This window comes from Pseudocitrobacter sp. 2023LY-00077, from assembly GCF_055796175.1.
On sequence record NZ_JBSPEI010000011.1, the window covers coordinates 145,415 to 160,906 of the forward strand.

General features: G+C 56.6%; 18 protein-coding genes. 3 read left to right on the forward strand and 15 right to left on the reverse strand.

Annotated features, from left to right (window positions below; all coding sequences use genetic code 11):
- Nucleotides 1–31: 31 nt before the first annotated feature.
- The 11 genes from flgL to flgB all read right to left on the reverse strand — a co-directional run bounded on the left by flgL (nucleotide 32) and on the right by flgB (nucleotide 9,913).
- The gene (gene flgL / locus ACWWFX_RS15615) at nucleotides 32–967 is read right to left on the reverse strand and encodes a flagellar hook-associated protein FlgL (protein WP_276220209.1); all 936 of its coding nucleotides are present in this window, start codon (nucleotides 965–967) and stop codon (nucleotides 32–34) included.
- 15 nt (nucleotides 968–982) lie between these two features.
- Entirely contained in the window at nucleotides 983–2,623 is a 1,641-nt protein-coding gene (gene flgK, locus ACWWFX_RS15620; RefSeq protein WP_473224203.1) for a flagellar hook-associated protein FlgK, read from the reverse strand.
- 73 nt (nucleotides 2,624–2,696) lie between these two features.
- Nucleotides 2,697–3,644, reverse strand: coding sequence for a flagellar assembly peptidoglycan hydrolase FlgJ (gene flgJ, locus ACWWFX_RS15625; RefSeq protein WP_473224204.1), 948 nt, complete (start codon nucleotides 3,642–3,644; stop codon nucleotides 2,697–2,699).
- Nucleotides 3,644–4,741 (reverse strand): flagellar basal body P-ring protein FlgI, encoded by a 1,098-nt coding sequence (locus ACWWFX_RS15630; protein ID WP_276220212.1) that lies wholly within the window; start codon nucleotides 4,739–4,741, stop codon nucleotides 3,644–3,646. The genes flgJ and ACWWFX_RS15630 overlap by 1 nt, the downstream gene beginning before the upstream one ends.
- Before the next feature lie 11 nt (nucleotides 4,742–4,752).
- Nucleotides 4,753–5,451: a flagellar basal body L-ring protein FlgH gene (gene flgH, locus ACWWFX_RS15635; RefSeq protein ID WP_473224205.1), complete on the reverse strand. Its 699-nt coding sequence runs from the start codon at nucleotides 5,449–5,451 to the stop codon at nucleotides 4,753–4,755.
- 109 nt (nucleotides 5,452–5,560) lie between these two features.
- Complete coding sequence (gene flgG, locus ACWWFX_RS15640) at nucleotides 5,561–6,343, reverse strand: flagellar basal-body rod protein FlgG (RefSeq protein ID WP_015964871.1); 783 nt, start codon at nucleotides 6,341–6,343, stop codon at nucleotides 5,561–5,563.
- Between the two features lie 8 nt (nucleotides 6,344–6,351).
- Nucleotides 6,352–7,107 (reverse strand): flagellar basal body rod protein FlgF, encoded by a 756-nt coding sequence (locus tag ACWWFX_RS15645; RefSeq protein WP_473224206.1) that lies wholly within the window; start codon nucleotides 7,105–7,107, stop codon nucleotides 6,352–6,354.
- Between the two features lie 18 nt (nucleotides 7,108–7,125).
- Entirely contained in the window at nucleotides 7,126–8,373 is a 1,248-nt protein-coding gene (flgE, locus tag ACWWFX_RS15650) for a flagellar hook protein FlgE (protein WP_276220215.1), read from the reverse strand.
- Between the two features lie 14 nt (nucleotides 8,374–8,387).
- On the reverse strand, nucleotides 8,388–9,077 hold the full coding sequence (gene flgD, locus ACWWFX_RS15655) for a flagellar hook assembly protein FlgD (RefSeq protein ID WP_473224207.1): 690 nt from the start codon (nucleotides 9,075–9,077) through the stop codon (nucleotides 8,388–8,390).
- A gap of 11 nt (nucleotides 9,078–9,088) precedes the next feature.
- Nucleotides 9,089–9,493 (reverse strand): flagellar basal body rod protein FlgC, encoded by a 405-nt coding sequence (flgC, locus tag ACWWFX_RS15660; RefSeq protein ID WP_015964875.1) that lies wholly within the window; start codon nucleotides 9,491–9,493, stop codon nucleotides 9,089–9,091.
- Nucleotides 9,494–9,496: 3 nt separating this feature from the next.
- Nucleotides 9,497–9,913 (reverse strand): flagellar basal body rod protein FlgB, encoded by a 417-nt coding sequence (gene flgB, locus ACWWFX_RS15665; RefSeq protein ID WP_276220217.1) that lies wholly within the window; start codon nucleotides 9,911–9,913, stop codon nucleotides 9,497–9,499.
- Between the two features lie 157 nt (nucleotides 9,914–10,070).
- Between flgB and flgA the strand changes: the two genes are divergently transcribed.
- The 3 genes from flgA (at nucleotide 10,071) to flgN (ending at nucleotide 11,547) form a co-directional block, all read left to right on the forward strand.
- Nucleotides 10,071–10,730, forward strand: a complete 660-nt coding sequence (gene flgA / locus ACWWFX_RS15670) for a flagellar basal body P-ring formation chaperone FlgA (RefSeq protein ID WP_276220218.1) — start codon at nucleotides 10,071–10,073, stop codon at nucleotides 10,728–10,730.
- A 93-nt stretch (nucleotides 10,731–10,823) separates the two neighbouring features.
- Nucleotides 10,824–11,117: a flagellar biosynthesis anti-sigma factor FlgM gene (gene flgM, locus ACWWFX_RS15675; protein WP_149464680.1), complete on the forward strand. Its 294-nt coding sequence runs from the start codon at nucleotides 10,824–10,826 to the stop codon at nucleotides 11,115–11,117.
- Nucleotides 11,118–11,121: 4 nt separating this feature from the next.
- Nucleotides 11,122–11,547 (forward strand): flagella biosynthesis chaperone FlgN, encoded by a 426-nt coding sequence (gene flgN / locus ACWWFX_RS15680; protein ID WP_276220220.1) that lies wholly within the window; start codon nucleotides 11,122–11,124, stop codon nucleotides 11,545–11,547.
- Nucleotides 11,548–11,595: 48 nt separating this feature from the next.
- Here flgN and murJ read toward each other — a convergent pair whose 3' ends face one another.
- The 4 genes from murJ to rimJ all read right to left on the reverse strand — a co-directional run bounded on the left by murJ (nucleotide 11,596) and on the right by rimJ (nucleotide 15,441).
- Nucleotides 11,596–13,131, reverse strand: coding sequence for a murein biosynthesis integral membrane protein MurJ (gene murJ / locus ACWWFX_RS15685; protein ID WP_276220221.1), 1,536 nt, complete (start codon nucleotides 13,129–13,131; stop codon nucleotides 11,596–11,598).
- Between the two features lie 142 nt (nucleotides 13,132–13,273).
- On the reverse strand, nucleotides 13,274–14,197 hold the full coding sequence (locus ACWWFX_RS15690; RefSeq protein WP_276220222.1) for a Gfo/Idh/MocA family protein: 924 nt from the start codon (nucleotides 14,195–14,197) through the stop codon (nucleotides 13,274–13,276).
- A gap of 2 nt (nucleotides 14,198–14,199) precedes the next feature.
- Nucleotides 14,200–14,847, reverse strand: a complete 648-nt coding sequence (locus ACWWFX_RS15695; RefSeq protein ID WP_473224208.1) for a YceH family protein — start codon at nucleotides 14,845–14,847, stop codon at nucleotides 14,200–14,202.
- Between the two features lie 9 nt (nucleotides 14,848–14,856).
- Nucleotides 14,857–15,441 (reverse strand): ribosomal protein S5-alanine N-acetyltransferase, encoded by a 585-nt coding sequence (gene rimJ / locus ACWWFX_RS15700; RefSeq protein ID WP_108475757.1) that lies wholly within the window; start codon nucleotides 15,439–15,441, stop codon nucleotides 14,857–14,859.
- Between the last annotated feature and the right edge of the window lie 51 nt (nucleotides 15,442–15,492).

Here is a 15,492-nt window from a genome sequence, read left to right on the forward strand (position 1 = left end):
CGGGCCGGATATACGCATCCGGCCCGTCAACTTACTTATTCAGCTGAAACAGCGACATCCCCTGCATATCACTAAACGCTTTATACGATGCCTGTAGCGCGGTTTGCTGCATCACGTAGTTAGAGATAGTCTCATTCCAGTCCACATCCACCAGGTTACTCATCTGCTGCGTCTGGCTTAACGCGCGGTCATCGCCCAGGGCGTCAAGTTTATCCAGTTCATTAAGCTGAGTGCCCAGCTCAGCACGTACACTCAGTACATTGTTGAGCGAGTTGCTTAGCCCTCGGTTGGTTTTATCGATAGCGGCAGATGCTATCTCCTGAGCGCTTTCATCATCACTAACCGGAATTTTCAATTGTGCAATAGCAGTATCCAGCATCTCAAAAAGATTGCTATCCGTTCCCGGTTTAGCATTACTGGTCAGGCTATCAAAAATCTTGTCGCCCGTATGACCAATCACCATTGAGCGAGACGCATCGACCTGCTGCGCGACATTTTCCGAGCCGCCGACATACGTACCGTCATCCGTAAACGGTGCCGTATCGGTTTTATAACCGGCAAAAATATAGCGACCGTTACCGTCCTGGCTATTTGCCAGATTGAGAAGCTGATCGCGGATCCCTTGCAGGTCGGTTGCCAGCGAGGCCCGGTCGTCATCGCTTAACGTGCCGTTACCGGCGTAAACGATTTTCTCCTGTGCCGACTGAATCGCGGTAGTCACCTGCGCCAGCGTATTTTCTTCCATCGACACGCGCTGGGTGGCGAATGTCCTGGCGGTAGCAAACTGGCTGTTTTGCGCCTGAGCCTGGGACAGCACCACCGCCTGCGATGCCGCCACCGGGTCGTCGGATGCGCGGTTCACCCGCTTGCCGGTCGACATTTGTTCACCGTATTTCAGCCATTCTGACTGGGAGCTGGTGATCCCGCGCATATTCTGCTGATACATCATCAGGGTACTGACACGCATGCGTTATTCCTCTCCTTAGCGAATATTAATCAGGGCATCAAACAGGGTGCTTGCCGTTTGCAGCACCTGGGCATTCGCCAGATAGTACTGCTGGAAGAGCTGCAGGTTGCCGTACTCTTCATCCAGGTTCACGCCGGAAATGGATTGCTGCTGTTTGCTGAGCTGGGTGACGACGTTGCTTTGCGTGGTGCTGCTGGTTTCAAGCGTTGAAGTTTTATTCCCGATATCGCTGACCAGGGCCGCATACGCGTCGTTGAAGGTTTTCGAATTTCCCACCAGCTTAGCGTTTTGCAGGTCCAGCAAAGCCTGGCCGTTACGGTTATCACTTTCGCCATTTTCAGCGTCATCAATACCCAGTGCGAGCTCAGATTCATCGCTTATCGCCACACCCATATTGACGATCGCATCACTGACCGGCTTCACGGTAAAGCTGTCGTTTTCCGCTGGTGTGCCACTCACCGTGACGGAGAGCCCGTCAAAGTTTAATGCGCCATCCTTCTGTTCCGCTTTCACCGTGGTGTTATCGGAAAGGCGCGTCACCTGCCATTCACCGTTTTTATAGCTCACGCGATAATCCGTGGCCTGTACGCTGGAGGCATCCGTCACTTCCGCCGTCAGCGACGCCTTACCGCTATTTTTACTGTTCGCCACAACAGACGGGTCGCCGATGGTGAAAAAGTCCTTCCCGTCTTTTCCGTTCGCATCGACACCCTCTTTATGCTGCGCGTTAAACGCATCCGCAAAAGCCAGCGCCATTTGGTTAAGGCTATTACGGGTCTGGTCAAGATCCTGCGAGCGGAAGGTCAACAAGCCGCCAAGCGAGCCAGTGTTAAGCAGCTTTTCCGGGATTTCGATATTCCCCGCAACGTTATCAACATACGCCACGGTGGTGCGCGTCGGGTCGCTGCTGCTCGGCACGGCGGCCAGCTGGCGGGCATTACTGCCCTGTACCAGCGTATAGCCATTCGCCATGGTGACGTTGAACGTTCCGCTATCCTGCACGTTCACTTCCACGCCCACCAGCTTGTTTAACTCGCCGACTAACTGATCGCGCTGATCCAGCAAGTCGTTAGGTGAAGCGCCCGCGCCGACGCCGGTCAGGCGAGAAATTTTATCGTTCAGGCTGGCAATCTGGTTCGCGTAGTTGTTGATTTGATCAACCGTGGTGGCGATAGAAAGATTTACCTGTTTATCCTGGTCGCGGAGATACTGATCGGCGACTTTAAACTGATTGACCAGGCCATCCGCTTTACCCAGAACGGTCTGACGCGCGGCGGGATCTTCAGCGTTGCTCACCAGCGTTTGCATACTGGAGAAGAAATCCTGAAGCGTGGTGGAGAGGGAATTAGTGGTGCCGGAAAGCATATCGTCGATTTTCGACATCTGCTCATAACGCGTGGTCAGCCCGCTGCTCTGGCTTTGCGCCGTACGCAGCTGGTTGGTGATGAATGCATTGTATTCACGCTGAACGCCAGAAACGTAGACGCCATTGCCGACCCAGCCTCCCGCACCTAACGAACTGTTCGCCGAAGCGAGCACCGTGGTCTGGCGGGTATAGCCCGAGACGTTGTAGCTGGCAATATTATTACTGGTGGTATTCAGTGCCGACTGTGCCGCACTCAATCCACTCATGGCGCTATTGATTAAACTGGACATGTTCTTCCTTTTATACGTTCAGACGCGTGGCCTTTAATCGTTATCGGTCGCCGCCTGGCAAACTTGAGGTGTATCAGAAGAGATTTTCAATATCATTTCGGTACGCGCTGCTGACTTTATCGCTTAAAGCTTTAAGCTGCTGAATCATATTGGTTAACTTGCGCGCGTACTGTGGGTCAGTGGCGTATCCGGCATTCTGCAACGCCTGCGCCCCCTGCTCGGCCGTTGATGCGTTGGTGACCGCGGCATAGCGCGGATTACGCGTCAGCAAACCCACATAATCCGACAGCGCTTCCAGATACGAACCGTAGACGCGGAATTTCGCTTTTACCTTTTTCGCTTCACCGTTTTCATATTCGGTGGTGGTGATTTCCGTCACTGGCCCTTTCCAGTTTCCAGAGGCTTTCACGCCGAAAAGGTTATAGCTTGGCTCACCGTTTTCACGGCGAATTTGCCGCTGGCCCCAGCCCGACTCGAGCGCGGCCTGTGCCAGAATCAGGTGGTGCGGAATACCGCTCTGCTCGCTCGCCACCTGCGCCGGAAGCGCCAGTTTCGCGAGGAAATCTTTGCTGTCACCGGAGAGCGGCGCATCGCTCCCGCCCGACGTTTTCGGCAGCGCTTTGCGTACCATCTGAGTCAGCGCATCGTTCTGGAAGCTGGTGACCGTTTGCAGATCAAATTTCATCGGTACCTGGCCCACCGTGGCGGACGGTTCCTTCTGCGTCTGCATCTGCTTCACCATCTCTTCCGCCAGCCCCAGTCCTTTCCCGGCGGTCATCTGCTGGGCAATTTGCTGATCGTACATGCTGGTGTAGAGCCGGGTCTGATCGCTGCTGAAGAGGCCATCCTTCGGCAGCGCCTCGCGCATACTCTTCAGCATCATCTGCACGAACATGCCCTCCACCTGACGGGCGACAGGCCGCAGGTTAGCCTGCGGATCCTGCCCGGCTTTCGCCTTGAGTTCGTTAAGCGATTGCGCATCCCACGCCGCGCTGGCAGTTAATTTGCTGTCGCCCAGCATCAGACAATCTCCACTTTCGCACGCAGGCATCCGGCGCTTTGCATCGATTGCAGAATCGACATCAGCTCCATCGGCGTCGCGCCCAGTGCGTTCAGCGCACGCACGACATTGTTGAGGTTGGCACTTTCCCGCACGCTTTGCAGCGAGCCGCCGCTCTGACGCAGATCGATCTGCGTTTGCGGTGTCACCACCGTCTGACCGCCGCCAAATGGTGTATCCGGCTGGCTGACTTGCGCCTGGCGGTTAACGGTAACGGAGAGGTTGCCCTGTGCCACGGCACAGGTATCCAGCGTCACTTCGCGGTTCATCACCACCGAACCGGTACGTGAGTTAATAATCACTTTTGCATCCTGCGGTACGCCGCCCACTTCCAGATTCTGGATATCCGCCAGCAAACGCACCTGACCACTGCCGCCCTGCGGCGCACGAACCTGCACGGTACGCGCATCCAGCGCGGTGGCGTTGCCAAAACCACTGCGACGATTAATGGTGTCGGCAATCTGCTGCGCCATGGTGAAATCATCCTGATTCAGCTGAAGGTTAATGGTGTTCCCCGCGCCAAATTGTGTCGGCAGCTCGCGTTCAATGGTGGCCCCGCCGGTAATTCGCCCACCGTTAAGCTGGTTGACCTGCACGCTACTGCCGCCCGCCGACGCGCCTGCGCCGCCCACCAGAATGTTACCCTGCGCCAGCGCATACACCTGGCTATCGACCCCTTTCAGCGGCGTCATCAACAGCGTGCCGCCGCGCAGGCTTTTGGCGTTACCCATCGAGGAGACCACCACATCGATAGTTTGCCCCTGACGCGCAAACGCCGGGAACTGGGCGGTGACCATCACCGCGGCCACGTTTTTCAGCTGCATGTTGGTGCCCGCCGGAACGGTGATCCCCAGTTGCGACAACATGTTGTTCAGGCTCTGGGTGGTGAACGGCGTCTGGGTGGTCTGGTCACCCGTGCCGTCCAGCCCTACCACCAGACCATAGCCAATCAGGGAGTTTTCCCTGACGCCCTGCACGCTGGTGAGATCGCGAATGCGATCGGCCTGCGCCAGAGTACTCACCAGAATCAGCGCCATGCCAATCAGGGTTTTAAACATGTTCCACCTCATTACATTGGCGATAAATTCAGGAAGAAACGCTGCAACCAGCCCATATTCTGCGCTTCGTTGATATAGCCGTTGCCCACATATTCGATACGTGCATCCGCCACCTGGGTGGACGGCACGGTATTACTACCGCTGATGGTGCGCGGGTTAACCACGCCCGAGAAGCGGATAAATTCGGTGCCCTGATTGATAGCTATCTGTTTTTCCCCCACCACGTGAAGGTTACCGTTCGCCAGAACCTGATCGACCGTGACGGTTAATGTACCGCTAAAGGTATTGCTGGCATTCGCGCCGCCTTTGCCGTTGAAGGTGTTACCGCCGGAGGCGTCAACATCCGCACGCGCGTTGCCGAACAGCCCTTCCAGATAGCGCGGCACGACGTCAAAGCCAAAGTTGGTTTTGCCATCGCGGCTGGCGTTGGCCGAGGAACTCTTGCTGGCGCTGACGTTTTCCTGCAATACGATGGTGAGCGTATCGCCAATATTGCGCGGGCGCCGGTCTTCAAACAGCGGCTGATAACCGTAGTTAATCGGCTGCGCCGTCTGAAATATTGAGCCGTTCGCTACCGGTACCGGGCCGGGGATCGGCTGCGCCGACGTTGCGCCTTCCACCAGCGGCTTGCTGGGAATGAAAGCGCACCCGCTCATGGAGAGCGCCAGTGCCGTTAAGAGCGGATAACGAAACGCTGCGGTTTTTTGCATGGTTTTCATCTTTTGGTTTGCGCCGGATGCGCTGCGCTTATCCGGCCTACAGAGTTCATCCGTTCGTAGGTCGGATAAGCGCAGCGCATCCGACAAATCGGCACAACCGCTACAGTTGCGTCAATTTCTGCAACATCTGGTCGGTGGTCGATACCGCTTTACTGTTAATTTCGTAGGCGCGCTGTACCTGAATCATATTGACCAGTTCTTCCGCTACGTTAACGTTGGACGTTTCGACATAACCCTGATAGAGCAGCCCCGCGCCGTTCAGCCCCGGCGTGGAATCATTCGGCGCACCGGATGCCTGGGTTTCGACATACAGGTTTTCACCAATGCTCTCCAGCCCGCTGTCATTCATAAAGGTGGTCAGATTAAGCTGCCCCACCTGCACCGGGTTGGTCTGCCCCTGCTGGGTCGCGCTAACAATGCCATCGCGGCCAATGGTGATACTCAGCGTATTCGCCGGAATGGTGATCGCCGGCTGCACCTGGAAACCGCCTGCCGTCACCAGTTGACCATTCTGATCGACCTGGAATGAACCATCACGGGTGTACGCGGACGTGCCATCCGGCAGCAGCACCTGGAAGAAGCCCTGGCCTTTAATCGCCACGTCTTTGCTGTTATCGGTCTGCGACAGGTTGCCCTGGCTGTGCAGACGTTCGGTGGCAACCGGGCGCACACCGGTACCAATCTGCAAACCGGACGGCAGCGTGGTTTGCTCTGAAGACTGCGCCCCCGGCTGACGGACCGTTTGATAAAGAAGATCTTCAAACACCGCGCGCTGACGCTTAAAACCATTGGTACTGACGTTCGCCAGGTTGTTGGCGATAACGTCCATATTGGTCTGCTGCGCATCGAGGCCGGTTTTGGCGATCCATAATGAACTGATCATGATTTTCCTTAGCTCATTGACAGCAACTGGTTAGCTTTCTGCGTGTTTTCATCCACGCTGCTGATAACCTTCATCTGCATTTCGAATCGGCGGGCGCTGGATATCATATCGGCCATCGCCGCCACGGGTTTGACGTTACTGCCTTCCAGCACGCCGGACTGCAAACGGATAGACTGATCGGCCTGCAACGCCGGGCCACGGGTGGCTTGCGCTTCTGCGGTCAGGCGAAAGACGCCATCATCGCCGCGCACGATTTCCGTGTTATCCGCTTTTACCAGTTTCAGCCGTCCCACCTGCGCCACCGTATTCGGCGGATCGCCAGGGTTAAGCGCCGAAATGGTGCCGTCCGCCGCGATGGTGATTTCCGCACCTTCCGGCACGGTGAGCGGGCCGCCATCGCCCATCACCGGATTACCCTGAATGGTCAGTTGCCCGGTGGGCCCCACCTGAATGTTACCGTTGCGGGTATACCCTTCCCCGCCATCGGCGGTTTGCACCGCCAGCCAGCCATCCTGTTGCAGCGCCACGTCCAGCGGACGTGAGGTGTAGTCGAGCTGACCAGGCGTCATATCCGCGCCCGGCGTGGAGGCCGTTACCAGCGTACGCGTTGGCACCGACAAACCCTCTACCGGCACCGCGCGCATGGCGTTAAGCTGGGCGCGAAAGCCCGGCGTCGAACTGTTGGCCAGGTTGCTGGCGGTGACCGCCTGCTGCTCCATTGTCTGGCTCGCCGCGCCCATCGCCGTGTATATTGCGTGATCCATAAAGCTGCCTTATCGGGATTAACGCAGGTTAACCAGCGTGTTCAGGATCTGATCCTGGGTTTTGATGGTTTGCGCATTGGACTGATAGTTACGCTGGGCGACAATCATATTGACCAGCTCTTTGCTGAGGTCGACGTTAGAGGCTTCCAGCGCGCCGTTGGTCAGGCTGCCGAAGTTACCGCTACCCGCGGTGCCCAGCAGCGCCACGCCGGATGACTGGGTGGCAGACCAGACGTTATCGCCTTCCGATTGCAGACCTTCGTTGTTGGCGAAGTTTGCCAGTACGATTTGACCGAGCAGCTGGCTCTGTTCGTTGGAGTAGTTCCCGACCACGGTGCCATCTTCGTTAATCTGATAGCTCACCAGATCGCCCGGCGCGTAGCCGTTCTGCGAAGTGGCGACGATGTTGTTGGCACCGGTATTCTGCTGCATGGAGTTGAGGAAGCTCAGGGAGAAAGAACCGGCGGCAGAGCCGTTAAGCGCAGCGACCTCAATCGGGATTTGCGAATTCGCATCCGCCGTACCGAGCACACCGTTCACATAAGGGCGAACTGACTCCAGCACACCGCTCTTATCGAACGTCATCTGCCCCGATTTAACCGCGTCAGCACCAGTAACACTGGAATCCTGAGTATAAACATCCCACTGATTATCATCGGATTTCACGTAATACACGTTCATGTCATGGGCATTACCCTGACTGTCATAAACGGTGATAGTGCCTTTTTTGTTGTAGCTGTCGGCATTAGCCGGATCGAAGGTCGTAACGCTCGGCTTAGCATCCGTCGAATTAAGGTTGACCTGCATCGCTGCTGTGCTCGTGGTCTTTGCCGACATCAGCGAGTTCGGGATGGTAATCGCTGTCGGATTCGCCCCCTGCTGAATGGTTGGCGGCGTGCCGGACGCCGGATAACCGGTCACCTGCAAGCCCTGAGAGTTCACCAGCGTACGATTGGCATCGAGGGAAAACTGGCCGTTACGGCTATAGAAAACAGAACCGTTACTGTCGGTGAGGCGGAAAAAACCGTTCTGGCTGATGGCGACGTCCAGCGCGCGCCCGGTACTGGTGGTGGTACCGTCGGTAAAGTCCTGGGTGATCCCGGCGACTTTCACCCCCAGCCCCACTTTTGAACCGGCAAACATATCGGCAAACGAGGCGGTGCCTGATTTAAAGCCGTAGGTTGCGGAGTTAGCAATGTTGTTGCCGATAACATCAAGATTACTGGACGCGGCATTCATGCCGCTGACTGCTTGGGAAAAGCCCATGATTCACTCCTGAATTAAATAATCTGACGAACTTCGTCGAGCGTGGTGGTGCCGTAAGTGCCGAGATCCAACTGGTTGCCATTGCCGCTCAGCGTCACCCCCTGCACCAGCGCAAATTTCAACGGCTGCGCCACCAGTTGCGTGGTGCCGCTGCTGGCGGTAACGCTGACGTTGTACGCGCCATCCGCCACCGCAGCGCCGTCCGTGCCGGTGCCGTCCCAGGTAAAAGTGTGCACGCCTGCGGTCAGCGCGCCGATATCCAGCGTTTTGACGACATTGCCGTTACTGTCGGTTATCGTGGCGGTCACTTTGTCGGCCGCCTGCTCAAGCTCAACGCCAAACGGTGTGGTGTCCGTGCCGTCGCCATCGCTGTTTTTGCCCGCCAGCACGGTAGTACCGGGGATCATCACGCCGTGACCAATCAGCGATGACGCCTGCAATGATTTGCTGCTGTCGATTTGCCCGGAAATGGAACCCAGCGACGTATTGAGTTTCTCAATACCGCTTACGGTGCTGATTTGTGCCAGCTGGCTGGTGAGCTGGCTGTTATCCATCGGGTTGGTGGGGTCCTGGTTTTTCAGCTGCGCCACCAGCAGCGTCAGGAAACTGTTCTGTAAATCATCCGCGCTGCTGCTGGTCAGCGACCCGCTGGTACTGGTTGCGCTGGTCGCGCTGGCGCTATTAACGTTCACTGCAATGGACATTGTTCTCTCCGTTATTGACCCAGCGTGAGGGTTTTGAGCATCATGCTTTTCACGGTGTTCATCACCTCGACGTTGGCCTGATAGCTGCGCGAGGCCGACAGGGTATTGACCATCTCGCCGACTACATCAACGTTTGGCATGCGCACATAGCCCTTCGCATCCGCCAGCGGATTACCCGGCTGGTAGACCAGCTTGTCGGGCTCCTGGCTTTCAATCACATCGGCAACTTTGACCCCGCCCGTTGCCGCCCCCGGCTGCGCATCCACCTGAAAAACGACTTGTTTTGCGCGATACGGCTGGCCATCCGGGCCGGTCACGCTGTCGGCGTTTGCCAGGTTACTGGCTGCCACGTTCAGCCGCTTGGACTGCGCGGTGAGTGCGGAACCCGCCACATCAAAAATATTCAGTAAAGCCATGTATTAATTCCCCTGCTGGAGGACGCTCATCATCCCCTTGATTTGCCCACCCAATACCGTTAGCCCGGTCTGATACTGCAAACTGTTGTCGGCAAACTGCGTGCGCTCGCGATCCATATCGACGGTGTTCCCGTCCAGCGCGGGCTGATCGGGAATGCGGTAGAGCAAATCAGTGGCAGCAGATGAGAGGTTTTGTGCGGGTATGTGACGGTCGGAAGTGAGCGACAGCGCCACGCCGTTGGTGCCAGCCCGTCCTCGCTCCATCACTTTTTTCATTTCACTGGCAAAATCGATATCGCGCGCCTGATACCCAGGGGTATCGGCGTTGGCGATATTGGCGGCCAGAATCTCCTGGCGCTCAGCGCGCAGATTCAGGGCTTCCTGTTGAAAACGCAGCGCGGCGTCGAGTTTATCGAGCATGGCTCCTCCGCAGATGACAAAATTCCAGCCGACAGCTTAATTCGCCTTATGCGCGCGTTATCGCCGGAATAAACGCAATATGCGTCGCTATTTATTCCGTTGATGTCAGCGGCGGATGCGTAAAATACTCACACTACCCTCTCTGACGGAGTGTTCGATGCCAAAGCTCACTACCTCGCTGGCCGCGTGTTTACTGCTCGCCAGCCCGTTCACCCTGGCGCAGGATCTGCAAAGCCAGCTGTCGACATTTTTCAGCCAAAGGCTGGAAGGGTTAAGTGATGAGGTGATGGTGCAACTGCGTAGCCCGCTCGCGATGTTGCCCTCCTGTGAGCAACCGGTGCTCAGTACGCCAGGCAATGCCCGGCTTTGGGGGAACCTGAACGTGGTGGCGCGCTGCGGTAATGAGAAACGCTATTTGCAGGTGACGGTGCAGGCCACGGGCAATTATGTGGTCGCCGCCGGGCCGATTGTGCGTGGCACCGTGCTGAATGCGCAATCGGTCGCCCTGAAACGTGGTCGTCTGGATCAGTTGCCGCCACGCACGATGCTGGACATCAATCAGGCGCAGGATGCAGTCAGCCTGCGCGATGTTGCCGCCGGACAAGCGTTACAGCTGACCATGATTCGCGCCGCCTGGCGGGTAAAAGCAGGGCAACGCGTCCAGGTCATCGCGAAAGGCGACGGTTTTAGCGTCAACAGTGAAGGTCAGGCGCTGAATAACGCCGCCGTGGCGCAAAACGCACGCGTGCGTATGTCCTCAGGCCAGGTGGTCAGCGGCGAAGTGAATACGGATGGGAATGTTCTGATTAACCTATAATCGTGATAAAGAAAGTGCGGCGATTGCCGATAAAGTATTAACAAATGAAAATGGCAATCCCCGCGCCATCATAAGCCTCCATGAGGAAAGCACATGAGCATTGAACGTACATCGCCTCTGAATCCTGTTAACGCGGTACAGGCTCGCGAACCAAACGAAACCCAGACGCCGAAAGCGCGTGTGGAAAAAAACGCTGAGATTAACAGCACCAGTGTCAAACTGAGTGACGCACAAACGACCCTGACGCAATCAGATACGCGTGATATCAATCTGGATCGCGTGGAAGCGTTGAAAACCGCTATTCGCAACGGTGAGCTAAAAATGGATACCGGTAAAATTGCTGATGCGTTGATTCAGGAAACGCAGAATTATCTACAGAGTAACTAACCGCATGAGTCGTCTGCCCGATATTTTGGATCAAATGACCGCTATCCTGAACTCGTTGAAAGAGGTGATGGATGCCGAGCAACAGCAGCTTTCTGCCGGAAGCGTGAACGGAAGCCTGCTGCAGCGCATAACAGAAGATAAAAGCTCGCTGCTGGCGGCGCTCGATTATCTGGAACAACAGCGTCGCGTAGAGCAGGAAGCGCAGCGTTGCGCCAATGACGATGACGTGGCTTCGCGCTGGCTGAACATTACGCAGAAAACGCAGCAGTTGCGTGACCTCAATCAGCACAACGGCTGGTTGCTGGAAGGCCAAATCGCCCGTAACCAGCAGGCGCTGGACGTGCTGAAGCCTTTTCAGGAGACGGGATTGTATGGCAAGGATGGGCAAACGGCGGGACAACCGCGCAGCGGCAAGAAATTTACCGTCTAACTGCAATCAGGACGGCGGGAACCATCACGCTCCCGCCGCCGCATCTTATTACGCCGTCCGGCGTGCAAACTCTTTCACTTTGAAACCCAACACCGCAAGCGTGGCGAAGTAGGCAAAAATTCCCACCACAACCACCGCCATCAGGCGTAACAGGCGCACCGGCATGGTCCCCTGTGACCACTCAGGCATGATGTGCATCATTCCCAGCAATGCCGCTGCCATCACCAGCACCGCTACAATCAGACGCACCAGGAATTTGCTCCAGCCCGGCTGTGGGGTAAAGATTTTCTGCTTACGCAACTGCCAGTAGAGCAGGCTGGCGTTCAGGCAGGCCGCCAGACCAATCGACAGCGACAGACCCGCGTGTTTCAGCGGGCCGATAAACGCGAGGTTCATCAGCTGGGTCATAATCAGCGTCACAATGGCAATTTTTACCGGCGTTTTGATGTCCTGACGAGAATAGAATCCCGGTGCCAGTACTTTTACCACGATAAGCCCCATCAGGCCGACGGAATAGGCCACCAGCGCGCGCTGCGTCATCGCCGCATCAAACGCAGTGAATTTACCGTACTGGAACAGGGATACGGTCAGCGGTTTCGCCAGAATACCCAGCGCCACCGCGCTCGGCAGCGCCAGCAGGAAGCACAGACGCAGCCCCCAGTCCATCAGACGGCAATATTCATCATGATTACCGCTGGCAAAGCTTTTCGACAGCGACGGCAGAAGAATCGTCCCCAGCGCCACGCCCAGCACGCCGGACGGGAACTCCATCAGACGGTCAGCGTAGTACATCCACGAAACGGAACCGGAAACCAGGAAAGAGGCAAAAATGGTGTTGATGATCAGGGAAATCTGGCTGACGGAGACGCCAAGGATAGCCGGCCCCATTTGCTTCACCACGCGCATCGCGCCCGCATCTTTTAAATTGATGCGCGGCAGTACCAGCATGCCAATTTTTTTCAGATGCGGCAGCTGATACGCCAGCTGGAGCACGCCGCCTACGGTCACCGCCCACGCCAGCGCCAGCACCGGTGGGTTGAAATACGGCGCAGCAAACAGCGCAAAGCCAATCATACTGACGTTAAGCAGCGTCGGCGCAAACGCAGGCACCGAGAAGCGGTTCCAGGTGTTAAGAATAGCCCCCGCCAGCGAGGCGAGTGAGATCAGCAAAATATAGGGGAAGGTAATGCGCAGCAGCTGTGAGGTGAGATTAAATTTATCCACCGTATCGGCAAAGCCCGGCGCGGTAATCGTGATAACCCACGGTGCCGCCAGCATGCCAATGACCGTCACCAGCGCTAACGCCAGCGTCAATAAACCGGAAACATACGAGACAAATACGCGGGTCGCGTCTTCGCCCTGCTTGCTTTTGTATTCCGCGAGAATCGGCACAAAAGCCTGAGAAAACGCGCCTTCGGCAAAAATACGGCGCAGCAGGTTAGGCAGTTTGAACGCAACAAAGAAGGCATCAGTCGCCATTCCTGCGCCAAAAACCCTTGCCACAATGGCATCACGCGCAAAACCCAGCACGCGCGAAAACATGGTCATCGAGCTGACAGCCGCCAGCGATTTTAATAGATTCATTAACGTGTTATTCCACAACCGGAAGCAAAATGCCTGCAACAGCCCGGCGCGATTGCCGGGCTGCGGTTTACAGGCAGGAGCCTGAAGAGGCGTTAGTCTACCGGGTTCGGGATGAATTGCTACTGCCAGATGTTACAGCAGGTTATTCATCAACGGCCTCGCGCCACAGCGCTTCTACGATGCGTTGCGCCATCAGCGCCTGGTCGCCAGCGGTTTCCGGAACCGTCTGATTTTGCACGCATTCGATAAAGTGGCGCGCACAGCCGACGAATCCGCGCTGCTCAAGCGTGGTCTGCCAGCCGGGTACGGGACGGGTGAGCACGCCTGCGCCCCGCTCTTCTCGCCACTCACGCATATCGGTGATGTCATACAGCGCGCCGTCCGTCACCGCCTGCACCCACTCGCGCTGGCTCCCGGCGCGGCGATGCATGCTGGTTGTGACGCTAAGCGTTGGATGGCTGAAGTGATGCTCAGCGTAGAGCATCTCACCGTCGTCTGTGGTTTGCAGCGTGCCGCTGCTTAAGGGCGCATTACCGCCCGCCAGCCACAGCGCGGTGTCGACCACATGCAGATAATCATCCAGCAGCGTGAAGTGCAGATCGTGCGGGCCGACGCTGTCGGTACGGTGTTTATCCATCCGCAGCGACGCCGCATTGGCGAGATTGCCTTTCAGCTCACGATACAGCGGCGCGAAACGGCGATTAAAACCCACCATCAGCGTTAACTTCTTGCGCGCGGCCAGTTCGACCAGACGCTCGGCATCGCTTAGTTTCTCCGCCAGCGGTTTGTCGACGCAGACGTGCACGCCCGCATTCAGCAGTTCGCTGACCACCGAATAGTGAGACGCCGTTGCGCTGTGGACAAACACAGCATCGCACTGCGCCGCCAGTGAGGCTAACGAGTCCGCATACGGCATGCGGTAGGTTTCGCACACTTTCAGCGCCTTCTCTTTACCCGGCGACCAGGCCGCCTGCAACGTCCAGTCGGTGGCGGCGCTGAGTACCGGAAGCCACGCCTTCTGCGCGATCCCGCCCAGCCCAACCACGCCTACGCGTAATTTTGCCATCGTTATTCTCCGAGATGCGCCAGCAGGGAATCCAGGCGCTGTTTCAGCTCCGCCACTTCGCCTTCCAGTGCATCAACGCGCGCGCGGAGATCGTCATCCGCCGGGGCGACATCATCGGCGACCTGGGCCAGTACTTCCATTTCCCCGCTGAAAAGGTGCATATAGCGGCTCTCGCGTTTGCCAGGTTCGCGCGGCAAACGCATCACAAACGGGCCATCATCCCGCGTAGCCAGTCGCTCAAGCGTGGCTTCCACTTCTGCCATATCGCTAAATTCATGCATCCGCTGCGCGCGGCCACGCAATTCACCCGGCGTTTGCGCACCGCGCAGTAACAGCGTAGTCACCAGCGCCACTTCAGCGCTGGAAAGCTTCAAATCGCCGAACTCAGAATTACAGAAACGTTGTTCATACTTGGTCACGCGATTGCCAAAGCCGCTGACCGTGCGCAGATAGTGGCGTTTGACCAGCGTATCCAGCAGATCCTGTACATCAGACTCGCTGAGCGTCATCACCGGTTCGCGGTTGGTTTTCTGATTACAGGCCGTCACTACGCCATTAATCGACAGCGGATACTGCTCGGGTGTGGTGACCTGTTTTTCCAACAGGCAGCCAATCACACGCGCTTCAAGCGGGCTTAACTCATATTTCATCTCTTCTCCTTAGCGACCGGCTGTCCATTCTTGTGTCGTGAGTGCAGTCAATACGTGGTCACGCCATTCGCCGTCAATCAGCAAATAGTTTTTGGCATAACCCTCTTTTTCAAACCCCAGCCGCGCCAGTAAATCGCCGCTGCGCTGATTGTGCGGCATATAGTTAGCCATAATGCGGTGAATATGTTGGGTGCGTTGCATATAGCGGATAGCGCTGGTCAGCGCTTCAAACATCAGCCCCTGCCCCTGCCACTTTTGCCCAATCGAGTAACCAAGGTAGCAGGCGTGGAACGACCCGCGCACCACGTTAGAGAAATTGGCGACGCCAATAATTTCCTTCTCCTCCGGGTCGAGCAGCGCAAAATAATACGCGCTTCCCTGCTTATGAAATTCATTAATCATCGACAAGCGAGCCTGCCAGCCGGAAGGATAACAGTGGCTATCGTCACGGATGGGCTCCCAGGGTTTTAAAAACTGCCTGTTCTCTGCGTAATAATCGGCAAGACGCCATGCATCACGGTCATGGACCAGACGCACAACCAGACGATCGGTTGTCAAACGCACTTTCGGCACGTTACTGCGATAGCCAAACATCTCTTACTCCTGTACCTGAATAATAACCCGGGTTAACTCACTATACCTGTC

Bases quoted from the DNA above. Each gene is read 5' to 3' on its own strand.
- flgL (WP_276220209.1), bottom strand. From the start codon at position 967: ATGCGTGTCAGTACCCTGATGATGTATCAGCAGAATATGCGCGGGATC.
- flgK (WP_473224203.1), bottom strand. From the start codon at position 2,623: ATGTCCAGTTTAATCAATAGCGCCATGAGTGGATTGAGTGCGGCACAG.
- flgJ (WP_473224204.1), bottom strand. From the start codon at position 3,644: ATGCTGGGCGACAGCAAATTAACTGCCAGCGCGGCGTGGGATGCGCAA.
- ACWWFX_RS15630 (WP_276220212.1), bottom strand. From the start codon at position 4,741: ATGTTTAAAACCCTGATTGGCATGGCGCTGATTCTGGTGAGTACTCTG.
- flgH (WP_473224205.1), bottom strand. From the start codon at position 5,451: ATGCAAAAAACCGCAGCGTTTCGTTATCCGCTCTTAACGGCACTGGCG.
- flgG (WP_015964871.1), bottom strand. From the start codon at position 6,343: ATGATCAGTTCATTATGGATCGCCAAAACCGGCCTCGATGCGCAGCAG.
- ACWWFX_RS15645 (WP_473224206.1), bottom strand. From the start codon at position 7,107: ATGGATCACGCAATATACACGGCGATGGGCGCGGCGAGCCAGACAATG.
- flgE (WP_276220215.1), bottom strand. From the start codon at position 8,373: ATGGGCTTTTCCCAAGCAGTCAGCGGCATGAATGCCGCGTCCAGTAAT.
- flgD (WP_473224207.1), bottom strand. From the start codon at position 9,077: ATGTCCATTGCAGTGAACGTTAATAGCGCCAGCGCGACCAGCGCAACC.
- flgC (WP_015964875.1), bottom strand. From the start codon at position 9,493: ATGGCTTTACTGAATATTTTTGATGTGGCGGGTTCCGCACTCACCGCG.
- flgB (WP_276220217.1), bottom strand. From the start codon at position 9,913: ATGCTCGATAAACTCGACGCCGCGCTGCGTTTTCAACAGGAAGCCCTG.
- flgA (WP_276220218.1), top strand. From the start codon at position 10,071: ATGCCAAAGCTCACTACCTCGCTGGCCGCGTGTTTACTGCTCGCCAGC.
- flgM (WP_149464680.1), top strand. From the start codon at position 10,824: ATGAGCATTGAACGTACATCGCCTCTGAATCCTGTTAACGCGGTACAG.
- flgN (WP_276220220.1), top strand. From the start codon at position 11,122: ATGAGTCGTCTGCCCGATATTTTGGATCAAATGACCGCTATCCTGAAC.
- murJ (WP_276220221.1), bottom strand. From the start codon at position 13,131: ATGAATCTATTAAAATCGCTGGCGGCTGTCAGCTCGATGACCATGTTT.
- ACWWFX_RS15690 (WP_276220222.1), bottom strand. From the start codon at position 14,197: ATGGCAAAATTACGCGTAGGCGTGGTTGGGCTGGGCGGGATCGCGCAG.
- ACWWFX_RS15695 (WP_473224208.1), bottom strand. From the start codon at position 14,847: ATGAAATATGAGTTAAGCCCGCTTGAAGCGCGTGTGATTGGCTGCCTG.
- rimJ (WP_108475757.1), bottom strand. From the start codon at position 15,441: ATGTTTGGCTATCGCAGTAACGTGCCGAAAGTGCGTTTGACAACCGAT.